The sequence below is a fragment of the Imperialibacter sp. genome (assembly GCF_048007035.1).
Taxonomy (GTDB): domain Bacteria; phylum Bacteroidota; class Bacteroidia; order Cytophagales; family Cyclobacteriaceae; genus Imperialibacter.
This window is the reverse complement of record NZ_CP180355.1, coordinates 5311836-5326284: the sequence shown is the minus strand read 5'-3', so window position 1 is coordinate 5326284 and position 14449 is coordinate 5311836. Positions and strand designations below refer to the sequence as shown.

Annotated in this window: 13 protein-coding genes; 7 read left to right on the top strand and 6 right to left on the bottom strand. The window is 46.6% G+C overall.

Features of this window, described 5'->3' with window-relative positions; genetic code table 11:
* Positions 1-56 precede the first annotated feature (56 nt).
* Together ACMVP2_RS23055 and ACMVP2_RS23050 are read left to right on the top strand one after the other, a co-directional pair.
* Positions 57-629 (top strand): hypothetical protein, encoded by a 573-nt coding sequence (locus tag ACMVP2_RS23055; protein WP_416865290.1) that lies wholly within the window; start codon positions 57-59, stop codon positions 627-629.
* Positions 626-1612 carry an alpha/beta fold hydrolase gene (locus ACMVP2_RS23050; protein WP_416865289.1) on the top strand — a complete coding sequence of 329 codons (987 nt, stop codon included), beginning with the start codon at positions 626-628 and terminating at the stop codon, positions 1610-1612. The genes ACMVP2_RS23055 and ACMVP2_RS23050 overlap by 4 nt, the downstream gene beginning before the upstream one ends.
* On the opposite strand, the gene ACMVP2_RS23045 is transcribed toward ACMVP2_RS23050, so the two are convergent.
* The 3 genes from ACMVP2_RS23045 to ACMVP2_RS23035 form a co-directional block, all read right to left on the bottom strand.
* A complete protein-coding gene (locus ACMVP2_RS23045; RefSeq protein WP_416865288.1) occupies positions 1609-2562 on the bottom strand; it encodes a fatty acid desaturase in 954 nt (317 codons plus the stop codon). The two genes, ACMVP2_RS23050 and ACMVP2_RS23045, sit on opposite strands and share 4 nt — an antisense overlap.
* Positions 2563-2631: 69 nt before the next feature.
* Positions 2632-3354: a hypothetical protein gene (locus tag ACMVP2_RS23040; RefSeq protein WP_416865287.1), complete on the bottom strand. Its 723-nt coding sequence runs from the start codon at positions 3352-3354 to the stop codon at positions 2632-2634.
* Positions 3351-4496, bottom strand: a complete 1146-nt coding sequence (locus ACMVP2_RS23035) for a glycosyltransferase family 4 protein (protein ID WP_416865286.1) — start codon at positions 4494-4496, stop codon at positions 3351-3353. The genes ACMVP2_RS23040 and ACMVP2_RS23035 overlap by 4 nt, the downstream gene beginning before the upstream one ends.
* 17 nt (positions 4497-4513) lie before the next feature.
* Between ACMVP2_RS23035 and ACMVP2_RS23030 the strand changes: the two genes are divergently transcribed.
* Entirely contained in the window at positions 4514-5710 is a 1197-nt protein-coding gene (locus ACMVP2_RS23030) for a glycosyltransferase family 4 protein (protein ID WP_416865285.1), read from the top strand.
* The gene (locus tag ACMVP2_RS23025) at positions 5707-6558 is read left to right on the top strand and encodes a sulfotransferase (protein ID WP_416865284.1); all 852 of its coding nucleotides are present in this window, start codon (positions 5707-5709) and stop codon (positions 6556-6558) included. The genes ACMVP2_RS23030 and ACMVP2_RS23025 overlap by 4 nt, the downstream gene beginning before the upstream one ends.
* Here the strand turns inward: ACMVP2_RS23025 and ACMVP2_RS23020 are convergent.
* The gene (locus ACMVP2_RS23020; RefSeq protein WP_416865283.1) at positions 6555-7433 is read right to left on the bottom strand and encodes a hypothetical protein; all 879 of its coding nucleotides are present in this window, start codon (positions 7431-7433) and stop codon (positions 6555-6557) included. The genes ACMVP2_RS23025 and ACMVP2_RS23020 overlap by 4 nt on opposite strands.
* Entirely contained in the window at positions 7430-8341 is a 912-nt protein-coding gene (locus tag ACMVP2_RS23015) for a hypothetical protein (RefSeq protein ID WP_416865282.1), read from the bottom strand. Before ACMVP2_RS23015 ends, ACMVP2_RS23020 begins: the two co-directional genes overlap by 4 nt.
* A gap of 69 nt (positions 8342-8410) precedes the next feature.
* Between ACMVP2_RS23015 and ACMVP2_RS23010 the strand changes: the two genes are divergently transcribed.
* Positions 8411-10168, top strand: a complete 1758-nt coding sequence (locus ACMVP2_RS23010; RefSeq protein ID WP_416865281.1) for a glycosyltransferase domain-containing protein — start codon at positions 8411-8413, stop codon at positions 10166-10168.
* A gap of 12 nt (positions 10169-10180) precedes the next feature.
* Here the strand turns inward: ACMVP2_RS23010 and ACMVP2_RS23005 are convergent, their stop codons facing one another.
* Complete coding sequence (locus ACMVP2_RS23005; protein ID WP_416865280.1) at positions 10181-11803, bottom strand: cyclic peptide export ABC transporter; 1623 nt, start codon at positions 11801-11803, stop codon at positions 10181-10183.
* Between the two features lie 491 nt (positions 11804-12294).
* Between ACMVP2_RS23005 and ACMVP2_RS23000 the strand changes: the two genes are divergently transcribed.
* A complete protein-coding gene (locus tag ACMVP2_RS23000) occupies positions 12295-13905 on the top strand; it encodes a capsule assembly Wzi family protein (RefSeq protein ID WP_416865279.1) in 1611 nt (536 codons plus the stop codon).
* A gap of 85 nt (positions 13906-13990) precedes the next feature.
* Positions 13991-14392, top strand: coding sequence for a hypothetical protein (locus ACMVP2_RS22995; RefSeq protein ID WP_416865278.1), 402 nt, complete (start codon positions 13991-13993; stop codon positions 14390-14392).
* Positions 14393-14449 lie beyond the last annotated feature (57 nt).

Sequence of the window (14449 nt, the reverse complement as noted above, 5' to 3'; positions counted from 1 at the left end):
CAACGCACCCTTACAATCGATTCGCCGTATTGATCTGAGTCAAAAACTCAACTACAATGCATAAAATCATTTTTTTGCCTGTAGCCCTCTTATTTTTTTCTTCCGTTCGGGCTCAGGAAGTAAAGCTCTCCTACTTCGGGGAAACATTTACTCACTATGGTGCAAAGGGAGCCTATTCCCTTCCGCTGTATTCCTGGGACAAAACGAACAGAAGAGAGAAAGCCAGAAATAGTGCTTTGGTTTTCTCACCTGGGCTGGCCATATATCGCCATACGGGCAACCATATTGGCGTGATCGTGATGCCGGAGGTTTCTTACAAAACAGTCAACTACAAAGGCGGCTTGTTCGAAGCAGGCGTCAGTCCCGGACTTTTCAGGTCGTTTTATGAAGGCCAAACTTTTGAAGTGTCGGAAAAAGGCCCACTTGAAAGAAAACACCTTGCCGGAAGGACGGCCTTTATGCCGTCACTCTTTGTTGGCTTTGGAAAAGACCTATCAGTGCAAAAGCAGACCAAGCTCACCTGGTTCTGTCGCTTCCATGTGCTCAAACAAGTTCCTTACAACAAGTCATCCCTCACCCGCATTGCTTTTGAAGCGGGCATCAGCAAACCCCTCACTGTTAGAAAATGAAAAAGATACTCATACTTATGATTTGCTCGGCGCTTTTTGCCTGCAGCGATGACACCACTGACGTTAAAGACACCTTCTATCTCCGCAACGACGGAGCCGACATGCCCATTTGGGTACGGGGCAACCTCGATGCCGATAAGATTGTCATTTTTTTCCACGGTGGGCCTGGCGACTGCGCCATGTGTTACCGCTACTACCTGAAGGGGATGGAAAGCGAAGTAGCTGTAGCCTACTGGGATCAGCGCATTGCGGGCTCCTCCTCCGGAAATGCCGATCCTTCGTCGCTCACCTATGAGCAGTTTGGCGAGGACGCATTCTACGCAGTAAGCTTGCTGCGGCAGCAGTATCCTGGCAAGAAAATCTACATTATGGCACACAGCTTCGGCGTGGAGCTGGCCTGGCAGTTTTTGACCACCGGTGAGAATCAGAAAATGGCGGATGGGCTGTTGGTAGTGAACGGCACTTTTAGCAACCTGCGCTGGATGGAGATCATGAGAGAATGGGTGATAAGGGAAGCAACTGCCCGCCAGGACAATAAAACCCTGGAATTTACTGAAACACATCCGGTCAACAACACAACTGTAAACGACGTTTGGGTGGACTACTACCGTAAGATGCTCGACCTGGACGGCAATCCTTTATCTCTTTACGAAAACAAAAAGTTTGTGCTCAACTATGTGCTGTTTTCGCCCAATACTGCAATGTCGCAATTTGCACATGGAAAAGCCTACAACGACTACAGCGAAAAGGTGCTCTTCACTTTTGATAAGACTGAGGAGCTTTCAAAAATCACTTTACCAGTTAAGTTTTTGTGGGGCAAAAAAGACGGTGTAGTGCCTATAGAAGTGGGCGATGAAACAGAGCGACTGCTTACCAGTACCACCGTCGATTGGACTGTGTTCGAAAACTCCTGGCACGAGCCATTCGTTTCTGAAAATGATAAATTTATTGAAGCGGCGCTGAGTTTCGTGAGAGACAACTAGTTATTCCGCTTGATCCTGGCATAAAGCGTCATCGATTCCTCGGAAACAAACCGCCAAAGCACCTTTGACCATGAGGTGTGCGAGTAGAGGTGGTCGTAGTGGTTGGGAGCTAGTTTCTTCAACTTTGGCAGCCTACTGCCAGGAATGTTGGGAAAGTCGTGGTGCTCATTATGAAAACCTACGTTGAAAGTAATCTTGTTCAGGAAACCGTAGTACGAATAGGTTTCCTGACCTTCTTTGAAAACGTAGTGCTCTGCTATAAAGTGGCCGGCAATGGGGTGAAGCCCGCCGGCTACAAACAGAGAGGCTATGAGATAAACAAAGCCGGCGATACCGGCCAGCTGGTAAAACACCACCACGAATACCAGCTGAGCGATCAGGTTGATAATTTGCCACTTGTCTGGTTTGATAGGGTGCACCATGAGTGGTCTGATGGCATAAAACAGAATTTGATTCACCAGCCAGATCAGCTTACCGAAAAAGCCCTTAAATAGAAGTGCTTCCCCGTCCGTCGGCAGATCGGTGTCAACACCTTCCTTGCCCTGGTGCCAGTGGTGCTTGGCGTGGTACACCTTAAATGCCATACTAAATGGAAACACAATAGGAAAGTTGACGATGATGGCCAAAACATTGTTGAGTGCTGGGTTTTTAAACGCCAGGTCATGGGTGATTTCGTGAATAGCCAAAAAAAGAATTTGACTAAGTGTGGCACCGACAACTACCACCAGCAGCGCAAACAGGTATGGATTTTCAGGCAGAAAAAACACTGGAATAGCCAGCTGTAGCAGCAGCACAAAAATCGCCTTGTACTTTAAAAGAGGGTCGGTACCAAAAAGCTTCTTCACCTCAGGCACCTCATTCAAAATTTGTTTTCTGCGCTGAAAGTGTGGTTCTCTGCTTTCTTCCCAGTAAAATGATTGAGTGTTTTTCAAACCGGCAATCTTCTCCAATGAAACTTCGGTTAACGTTTCCTAAAGCTAAACAATGAATTTTTTAACTGCGCCTAAAAACGCTATTAGTTACCCAACCAACTTAACCAACCCTTCGGTCGCTCCTTTCAGCGCCTCTAAAGTGGTTTGAAAGTCTCCCATTTCGAGCCTGTTTTGCTCGTAAAGCTTCTTCATATACTTTTCTCTTACCCCCTCGTTGGTTTGGGTTACATGCCACAAAAACCCTCCACGCTGTCCCAGGTAGTCGTAAACAGGGTAATACTTTCTGGCAAATGACCTGGGAATAATAAACTGAAGAGGTTTGAACCTGGGCATCACGAAATTCCAGTACACCAGCTGATTTCTCGGGTGGGTATCTGCCAGGTGGCTACCTTCATGGCGGGCTGCATGCAGCCAATAGTCAATAATGCCTCTCCCCTCAGGGCTGTTTTTAACAATGATCATCCCTGCGTTGGGCCTTTTACCTCCCAGCAACGGCGTATCACCAGGCATCAGTATGTGTGTCGCTTCATTCCCCATTTTCACAAAATCTTCCAGGGGCAGGGCGGTAGTTGTGAGGACAACATCCGCATCTAACAGCACCACGTAATCGACGTCTTTTTCGGCCAGAGTGTTTTGCAAAAGCACAATTTTTGTCCAGTTGATATGCATATCATCAACCAACCGGCTGCGTTGCACTAAATGCTGATAGCCGTGCCTTTTTGCATAGCCCCGCACAGAGGCTATACTATAGGCAGCGTAAGAATCGATGTTTGGCGTAGCCAACTGAAGTATCTTAAAGGTCAGACTCATGAGGTGGTTCCCGCTAAATCGGTGTAATAATCGAACAACCGCTGGCACAGCACGTCCCAGTTTTGCTGGCTGGCATAGTAAATCGCTTTTTCCCTGATCCTTGCATGTAGTTCATCATCTGCCAGCAACGCTTTTATCCGATCATACATTTCTTTGGTGTTGCCTGGTTCAGCCAAAAAACCGGTAACGCCATCTTCAATAATATCGGCCGGGCCACCGGCCCTGGCCGCCACCACCGGCAGTCCGGAAGCCATGGCCTCAAGAATCACGTTACCAAACGTTTCTGTAACCGACGGAAAGACAAACACATCGGCCGAGGCAAATACTTTGGAAAGTGCTTCACCGGTGAGTTTCCCGGTAAACACCGCCTCTGGCATTTTACTTTGAAGCCTCTCCATATCAGGGCCATCGCCAGTGATAATCAGCTTATGGCCTTTGTCAAGCAACTTATAGAGCTCAATCAGGCTGTCGGTGGATTTGTAACTAACAAGTCGGCTGACAAAAAGAATTTTCTTTTCATTGGTGACGCCGTATGGGGAGAAAAAAGCATCGTCTCTGAAAGCAGGCGAAAACAGGTGCTGGTTTACCCCCCTGCCCCAAACTCTTATATTGGCAGCGTTTACTCTCAATACTTTCAGGTAGTCACTCATGCTTTCGGTGGGTGCCAGCACCAGCGAGCAATCTTTGTATAACGAAAGCAGCCGCCGGGCTATCGGAGGCGAAATCTTATCGATACCAGGCACAAACCTTAAGAAGTATTCTACATAGGAAGTAAAATGCGTGTGATATATAGTCGCCACAGGAATCTTGCGTTTCTTCGCATAGTCCACGGCATACCAGCCTAGCGCCGAAGGGGTACTCCAATGTACAATATCAGGCTTGAAGTCATCGAGCTTCGCTTCCAATCCCTTCATTCGCTTGGGTAGCGCCAGTTTATATTGCTTGTAAAGCGGGATGTCTATTGAGGGACAAATGTAAACAGGAAACGGAAACTCCGGATCTTCCGGTGGCAGCGGAGTGATAAAGATGGCGTCAAATTGGTCCCTGGGCAGGCGGTAGGCAATTTGGTTAGTGGTGTTAGACACCCCATCAAAATCCTTTTTGAGTACATCAATAAAAAATACAATCTTAACTTTGCTCATATTTCCACAAACCTCACATGTTGGCAGGCCGAAGCGATTCCGAAATTCTTGTTGTTACGCACAAATATCCTCCATCCATTGGCGGCATGCAAAAGCAAAGCTATGAGTTGATCAAAAACCTGCAATCATATACAATAGTCCACAAAATTATCTTTGGCGGGAAATACCCTAAAGCGCTATTTTTCATCTCGGTTGTTCCGTGGTGTCTCTTCAAGGTTTGGCGAAATCCTCGCATAGGTGTTATTCATGCCAACGATGGTCTTATGGCACTATTTTTAACTCCGCTACTCTGGCTCACCCGAAAAAAAATGGCCGCCACTGTCCATGGCCTTGATGTCATCTTCAAGTCGACCTTATATCAGTTTTGGCTGCGAAAATACCTGTCAAAATTTGCCTGGGTCATTGCAGTGAGCGACGAAACGAGACTGGAATGCATCAAGGCTGGCATCCCTTCAGCCAGGGCGCATTATATTCCCAATGGATTTGAGCCACTGCCAAGTGCGCAAAAAAATGAAGCCATCTACTCTTTGTTCAAGGAAAGATGTGGAGCGGCCGTCAACAACAAATCTTTGATAGTATCAATTGGCCGGCCAATTAAGCGGAAGGGCTTTGTTTGGTTTATCAAAAATGTGCTGCCGCAAATACAAACCTCTGTCTTTTATGTCATTGTCGGGCCCCGGGAGAAGAACATTAAGCTCATATTGTGGCTTTCTAAAGTACTTCCGGCATCTGTCTTTAAGAAGCTCGCTCATCTTTTTGGCTTTGGCCTGGAAGCTGTTGAACTGGATGAGCTTATGAAAGACCCGGCCTATGGGGATAAAGTGTTATTTACGGGAAAGCTGCCCCAAGCTGAACTTGATCAGCTGCTTTTGCATGCCGATTTGTTTGTGATGCCCAACTTGCATGTTGACGGTGATTACGAGGGGTTTGGCCTCGTAGCTTTGGAAGCGGCCGTCAGTGGGCTGGTTTGCCTGGCAGCAAGAGTAGACGGCATTCCATCTGCCGTAAAAAACAATTTCAATGGCTTGCTGCTGCCGTCCGGCGATGCAGAAGCGTGGAGCAAGACAGTTGACAAACTGTTGACCGACAAAGAAGCGCTCAAAAACCTTGGTCAGTTGTTCAAAAGCAATACCGAGAAAGAAATGTTCACATGGGACAGCATGGCACAAGCCTATTTCAAGCTCTTCCAAAAACCGGTCACCGATAACCTATGAAAGTGTTTTTCATCGGCTCCTCAAAAATGGGCACCACCAGCATCACCAATGCCCTGAAGGAAAAAGGTCTTCGGGTTACCCATACGCCTCACTTCGGGGTGTATTCTCACCTAGCGGAGCCAAACGAAGCCTTTTTTTCGAAGTTTGACTACTTTCTCGATGGCAGCCTACACAATTTCCATCACCTCACTGCCTGGTTTCCCGATGCAAAAATAGTCCTGCTGGATCGGGAGCCGTCCCGTTGGATTCTCAGCATGTTCAACTGGTTCAGCCATATCGACGATCGGCATATGAAGGATGACAAGGCAATCGTTCGCCTTTCAAGGCTAATTATGGGCAAAACAGTCTACCGCCAAATATTGATTGACTGGCTCATTTACAGAAAAAGAGTACTACACTTTTTCCAGGCCGACCCGAGGTTTATTCATATCAATATCGAGAACGGGCCTAACGAGTGGAATCGGTTAATGGAACACCTCGACATCCGGCTAAAAATCAAGTGGGACAACAAACAAGACAAGAAATCAAATCCTGAGTGGGTATCGAAAATTGTGGCGGAAGCAGAAAACAAGGCACAGCATGCAAGTGTTGTATATCCGGAGGTCTCTCAACGATCGGTGCGGGATCGCTTGTTTCTACACACAATGGAGGTGTTGAGCAAGGATTTTATCAGGGAGAGGCATCTCGTGAAAAACATAAAAGCAGCTGGGAAGATTAATGGATGGAGCCACCTAAAAACCTACCAAACAAGCCTCACGCATATCTTTAAATTTGCCCGGGTGGTTGGCTGCCTTGGGCTAAGAATTGTTGTCAACCGATCGAACCGGTTAAGCCCGTACATTTACTAAACAGCAGGCCAGCTTTTTTCGAAAAGCCTGTAAAGCTGATCGTTGTAATCGCTACTCCGATTGGTGTTATTGTACAAGCTAGGCGCCCTCATCATCCGCAAAGAATGAAGCCGAATAAACTGAAATGGGCCTGGCAGCACATATACGGGCACCTGGCTTTCTGCCAAAAGTCCGCTGATCAGGATGTCGTCGGCAAAATTGGCTGCCTCATGCTTTTCAAAGTACTCGGCCGTGGGTTTAAGCATCCCCTTTGCAATCATGTAGCTGGAGGCGCCCTGCATGCAATGCACCTGCCGGGGGCTAGCAATCACTTCAATCCTATCGTCGGCACCCAGGATTCTAACTTTCCCTGCACTCACACACTTTCTGTCGGTATGCCGCCCGGTAGTTGGCACTGGCCAGCCCAGCAATGTGAAAGCCGCTCCGGGAAACTGCCTTCTGCAATGCATATAGTGTTCTACCAGCTGCTTCGGGTAGACCTGATCATCGTCCAGCACGATGATGTTGCTGCCTTTTGCGATATGATCAGCGTTGCAGGTATAAAACCATTTGGTGGCGGGCCCAAGGTCTTTCTCTACCCAACTTATTTCCACCAATGGGTTGCCCGATAAAAAGCCGGGGATTTTATAAGCCTGCCCGTTCCTACTTTTTTTGGCGATGCAAAGGAATATCTTGTCAGGCATCACAGTCTGATCCATTAGCGACGCTATGGCAGGACCGATTTTGGCAATGCGCTCAGGTGTGGTAGAAAGAGAAATATACACAAGTGAGCACTTTTCTCCCGCCAATCCATTTCTTTCGCCTCGTACCCTGGCCTTTGAGCCTGACGCATGCAGCTTGAGGTATCTGAAAATCTCTATCGCTGCCCCCATCATTCAACAAAACTCGTGATTTTTTTAAACCAATGACTGGCCCAAAGTTGCGGGCAGCTGTCAAATCCGAGCGAAAGCTCAGCCCATTTTTGTTCAAGTGCTTGCTCAGTCACTTCCTCCCAGCTATCTACAATCCAAACAGGGAAATTTTTGTAAAAAGCGTCAAGTTCCGTAGAAGTGACAATGGGTATCGACCCAAGATAAAGTGCCTCCCACAACCTGAAAGTATCAAGCGCCTCACCGGGAGGTGCTACCACAAACTTAGATCTCTTCATTTCGGCGGCATATTGGTTCCATGAGCGTTCCCCCACGGTTGTAGCGAATTCCTTATCTGAAAAATATTCTATGGTACTCAATCTGGTCTCATATCTCGCTTGCTTTATATGACCAACCCCTATATTGACGTAACACAGTATATCCTTTTCCACTTTGCCTGACCTAAGCTCGTTCCAAAACTGATTGGTTCGCCCTCTTTCATGCGGATCACGGAGATTGACAATTCCTAATGGCAGCGTATGTGCTTTGGGGTGATCATAAACCAGGTTTTTACCAAACCAGGCTAGCATCTGCTCACTCTCCAACCATCGCTCATACTTCCCCCAATTGGGCGTCATACCATTGTGTGTCATCAACACGTACGGTTGCCTCAACGCTGGCAGCACACTATCGAAAAACTGATCAAGGAACTCACCTCTTCTCGTCTGCATAGCATACACTATTACAGGCCCGGTTCTTTGGATCAAGCCGGAACCTCTGGTAGACTTATCTATGACCATTTCACCCAGCTGGCGAAAAGTGTCACCAGATAGGTAAGGATACGATGATTTATACCTGTATTCGAAGGCATCCAGCCTTCTGTTTATAGGAGCTTTCCAGAATTTGCGTAACCGCCTGGCTTTTAAGTTGCTCATCAGCTTCTAATATTTACATCGGTAAATGTCTCAAAGTTCATTTACTTTGTCGGCAAAAGCGCAGAAAAGATGGGTCTAAAGGTAGTGACTTTTGCAGATACAATAGATGAAAGAATAAGTGTACTTAAAGATTCATGTGCGAGATTAGGTCTGCCTTTGGAAGTGCTGGGTCAGACAGGAAAATGGGGTCGAAATGCCATCAAATTAAAGTACTTGTCAGAGTATCTCTCTCAAGCCACTGTTGACGACAAAGAATGTCTGTTAATCGTAGATGCTTTTGATGTGGACATCACCGACGGAGAAGCAAGCCTGTTAAAAGTTTACGAACAGTTCAATACTGATGTGGTTTTTTCCGCAGAGGCCAACTTCTACTTCAGAGACCCTACACTAAGGCATTATTACTGGAAACACTATCCCCGTGGAACCACCTACTACGATTACCTCAATTCAGGTTCTTTCATTGGCAGGGCACAACATGTGAGACAAATGCTGGAGGATATACAGGCGCTGTATGGCATCGATTTCTCAGATGAGCATGCACTTTCGTCCATCAGGTCCGATCAATCTCTTTTCAGTCGTTTTTTTGCCGATTGTGGCTCCCATTCCTTCAGACCTGACTACACCATAACAGTTGACAGGAAGCAACAGCTATTTGCTTGCACAGGAGGGCGTGCGACAGCTGCAAAGTGGCCCCTCCTATCAAAGAGGCAAAGCTTCCTCTTCTTCCAATTCGAGCGGAAGCTGCTCAAGACATTTGGACTGGCATCACAGCAAACCATCTTCAGGGATCTGGCGTGGAAAAAGGGCCAACTACACAACACCGCCACAGGTACCCTTCCAATGGTGGTTCACATCCCGGCATCGAGAGAACATTTTCGCAGGCGACTGCAACAATTAAAGGGCAAATACACATTCAACACAACGAGCCTTCTTAAGCCGCTGGCTGCTCTTGTTTCATTTGCCGCCTACGTGCAATCGCTGGTGAGCCTGCTACAGATCAACAGGTACAACAAAGGGACGTCGACTCAGCAACAAGTTTTCAGATACAGTAAAAACTATGGCCCGGGCTATCATGAAAGTGCCTCACGCCTGAGAGACCTTTTGAGAAAGAAGGAACCGTTCTGTTTCTCTCACCTCAACGATGGAGAAATCACTTTTATCAGAAAGTACCTCAACAAAGACAATGAAGCGAAGTGGTACGGCAGAAAACAGCAGATATACTCTACAGTGCTGGCTGAGCGGCTGATGGCAGCCCTGAAAGTCAAAAGACACAACTACTTTGTGGGGATTCCATGTGGCACCTGCTATCCTGAGCTGAAGACACTGGCTCTTGAGCTCAGACAAGCCGACGAATTCACTGTGCCGGCGATGACCATCCACCATAACCTCTCGCTGCTGCCAGCTATCCTTGGAGCATTGAGAGGCAGGAAGCTGTACTTTGTCCTTAACGAGTTTCAAGACCTGACAGTTCTCAAAAAACTGGGACTGGAAGCGGACGGGACCCGCATCATGAGGGTTCCCTTCAGGAACTCCTACGAGCTTTACGATGAACTTGCTGAGCAAAGATTTGAAGAGGGCACAGTCGTGATGATGATGTGTGGGATGCTGGCCAAAATCGTCAGCCCCGTTTGGTTCGAAAATAATCCGACCTGCACATTTCTGGCCTTTGGATCCAGTATGGACGATTTGATCCAAACGGACAACATTAAATACAAACTTTATCCATCGGAATTTCCCTACACCAGAAACATCTACCCCTACAGGTCGTTTCTCTTTGGGCTGAAAAAACGATGCCCTGAATGCTTCGATCTCAGAGATGAGAACTAACTAATCAGGCGCCTATTTGCCGGTGTGCTGTCTGACAACGTGGCCATCTTCAAGCTTGATAATTCTATCGGCCATATGGAAATAGGACTCATCGTGAGTAATCACAATAACTGTCTTTCCGTCTTTCTTCAAATCCGGGATAATTGAACCGTAAAATTTCAGCTTAAAGAGCGGATCCTGATTAGCCGCCCACTCATCGAACAGATAAATTTCTTTGTCTTCCAGAAGCGACCTCAACAGTGACAATCTCCCCTGCTGCCCCGACGACACCCGTATGGTAGACAGCGATTTATCCTTGATATTTACAATTTCCTCGATATTGAGCATCTTGATAAGTCGCTCCCCATGCTGTTGAAGGTACCCATCATCAATGTACTGCAGCCCTCTGAACACATGAGAATCGGGGAACAGCGCTGCGAACTGGTTGCGATAGTCTTCATTTTTCCGTTCGTCTATTTCCTGCCCCTGAAATAAAATCTTCCCAGAGCTTGGTCGATAAAGGCCCACAATCAGTTTGCCCAATGTCGTTTTACCGCTGCCATTCCCCCCACTCAAATAAACGATTTCTCCACGGTTGATCGTGAGGTTAAACGGCCCGATGTGAAACCCATTTGCTTCCCTTTCCGAACCATATTCAAACCCTACATTTTCAAGAACAATCAAAGGCTCCGGGCGAGCCCCGATCGGGCTCACCGGCTGCTGCTTTGCCTCCCTGTCTGGTTGATACTCAATTCCCAGCTTGCCAATAGCATTGAGCGCTACTTCCACCTTTTTGATGTTGTTAAGAAAGGTTGTGGTGATAATCAGTGCTGGCAAAACAAACATGACCACCGTCAAAAACTCCAGCAGCAAACCGCTGTCCATCACCACAATGTCGTTGTATTTAATCAGCAGCACCGAAAGCGAAACAATCACGATAAGCTCTCCAATCTTGGTGACGAATATGTGCAGCGTCCCAAGAATCGTCAAACTGTCGCTGTGTTTTCGGCTAGTGGGGCCCATAATATCCTGCACGTAAATAGACTTGTGCTTTTTATTGAGCGACAGCTCCTTGAGCCCCCTCACCAGGCCATTGATATGCTCGAAAATGTCATTCTTCAGCTCTCTGATCATCCGCTCCTGCTTATGTACCCTTGGAAAAACAATCATCGAAACCAGAAATACCAGGGCGTAAATGCTCATCACATAGGCCGTGAGCTGCCATGAGAGCCAGAACATATAGGCAACACAGGCAACAACTTTGGAAATTGAAACAAAAAAATCAGGCACCGTTTTTATGAACGCACCAATGGTATTGATGTCGTTATTCAGCACAGGCATTATTTGAAGAGAGTTCTGCTCTACATGAAAAAAATCCGCCTTCAGGATTTTCTTTGATATGGAAAGACGGAGGTCAGATACCTGGCCCTCATACACTTTGGTAAGATAGTGTCCGGCAAACACCGACAGGGCTGTTGAGATAATGATGGAAATATTGAGCTTATAAAACACCAGCATCAACCCGGAATCGCTGGTAATGATTTCATGAAGAAACTTGATAGACAAAGCATACAACCCTCCGGCCACAATGCTCATCAACATGGCAAAAAACAGCTTTTTCCAGCTTGTCAGAAGTAAAGAGTAGATTAGTTTCACTAAGTGGCTTTTCGTTCTACGTGCCGCTTGTCGCTTAGCAGCAAGGCAGCAAAGTAGGCAAGAAAATTTCCTTTTCTCAAAAAAACCGGCAGCCAGAAGCTCACCAGGTTCTTTATCAAATTAGAAATGGGGCACACAAACGACGTCTCAAAAAAGGCTCAAATTTCGCCGCAGCAGTGCAAAAGCAACAAAAAAGGGTCACTTATTCCAACTCAAAAGCGGCACTTTGCATCTAGTATTCATCTTTGAAAAATGACGGCAATAGCTGAGAAACCGGAGAATTCATTTACCCTGGCAGAAAAGATTAACTCAAAAAACAAGGTGACTTTCGTAAATTTCAACCGCTCATTATTGCTTATAAATTGCTACGTTTGAGAATATATTCAGGAACCATGGTTGTCAAAAAAATTGCCAAAAATGTTTAGTAACCAAACAAATTGCATCTAAGTAACCCTGCATTTTACCAAGCTATTCCCTAAGCAAAACGACACATGAATAAAGGAAAAACCTGCCTCTTTTCACTTTTCATTCTATTTTCCTCCAGCCTTTTCGGCCAGGTACTCCAGCCAGGTACGCTGGATTTTGAGTACCACAGGCTACTGCTCTTAAAAAATGATTTCGGCAAGGAGGCCATCGGCACCTTCCCGTCCATTATTACAGACTTCGCTCCTGACAGCTCCCTTAGCTGGAACCCATGGAATAACTACCTGGTACCTTCAACCAGTTCGGACAAATTTTCTGTGGTTGATCCCACTTTCGGCACTTTATTCAATTCTACCGCACCCCGAAGCTACAACGACGGCGCCGTTTGGAATGGAAAAGGGCTTAATTCATGGTTTACTACCGGTGTGATGGGCAAACTTCCTACCGGCGAAAATGGATACTTCAGCTACACCTTGTCGCCCATTGTGCATTATAGTCAGAACGCTGCCATTGATATCCCACAACCTATTTACAATAAAAGTCAATATTCGTATCCTTTCTACGAAAGGCTGGACCAGGTGGAAAGGTATGGAGACGAAAGCCTTTTCAAGATTGATCCGGGGCAGTCTGAGGTCAAATACGTTTACCGGGGCATTGCAGCAGGTTTCACTACCCAAAATGAAGTTTGGGGGCCAGCCACCTTCAACCCCATTCTAATGAGTCAGCAGGCGGCGGGCATACCTCGATTCAACCTTGGTTTCAACAGACCTATAGATACCAAAATTGGGCGACTGGAGGGCAAAGCTTTCTGGGGCATGCTCAAGGAATCCGATTATTATGACAGCAACCCCAACAATAACCACCGTTACATCACCGGCTTCACCGGGGGCTATGCGCCAAGCTTCGTGAAGGGATTGAACCTGGGGCTCCATAGGGTCATGTACCGCCTTTGGGAAAGAAGCAGCATGGGAGCGAAAGATGTTTTCGCTGCTTTTGCCCATACCTCAAGGCAATACGACACCCCGTTAAATGGCATCATCACCAACGATGAATACGACCAGATGGCATCTGCCACCATCCGCTGGAATCGCCCCGAACTGGGGCTGGAGATCTACACCGAGTATGCGAGAAATGATTTTCCGGGAAATTTCAAAGAATTTGGGCGCAACCCTGATCGATCATCCGCCTTTGTGCTTGGCATCACCGAGGCTTTTGAGCTCAGCAACGGAAATACCGTTAAGCTCCACTACGAAAACACCAAACTCAGCGCCAACCAGCTCCAGATTGTCAGCATATTCTCGTCGCCTACCTATTATGTGCACTACTCCATCGCTCATGGCTATACCCAAAACGGCCAAATCATTGGTGCGGGCATAGGCCCCGGCTCAAATACGAATGTGCTCCAGGCGCAGTATTTCACCCCCAAGAGCATGTTCGGCCTCACTGCACAAGCAATAAGGTTTAATGATGACTACATTCTCAGAGAGTATGCCGGGGCCTTGAAATACCCATCAGAGTTTGAATTTGCCTACTCCGCCAAATACTACCGGCTGTTTGAACAGTTTACGGTTGAAGCCCAGCTACAGTATGCAAAACACTACCACCGCTATTTTGTTGATGGCATCAGCGATAGAAATTTCCAGGCACTTTTAAACCTCAGGTATCGCATTAATAATTAATAAGATAGCGCAACCAACTCCTTTTTTGCCAGCTCCAAAATAGTTTGGCACTTCGTATGCTTGTATGTTTTCATAAATTTGAATTATGAAAATATTTTCTTTTGTCTTTTTCTGCCTGATCTCTCAGCTCGTTTTCTCACAACCACCGCAGGCGGCAAAGGGTCATTTTATACGGTTTTATAAGGCAGACAATCAGGTGAAGGTATACTTAAATGACTCCCTGCTGTTCACCAGCAAAGTGTTTGACGGCAACCCAGACCTTAACCTTGACGTGGATTTGGCACAGCACCTGGCCAAAGGCAGGAACACCATAAAAGTTGAGCTTTATAATGGGTACGAAAACAATGATTACAAAGAAGACAGGTTCTGGGAGGTTCGGTACGAGATGTTTAATAACAATGAAAGCATCGACTACATGCACCAGTTTTCGAGCAATGGGGCGGCGGGCCTTGCCTTCGAATACAAACATGAAATTTATAAAAAGTAAGAGTAAATACTTTTTGCTAACTTTGAGCCTGCACCCTTAAATGAACATTCTTCTGAT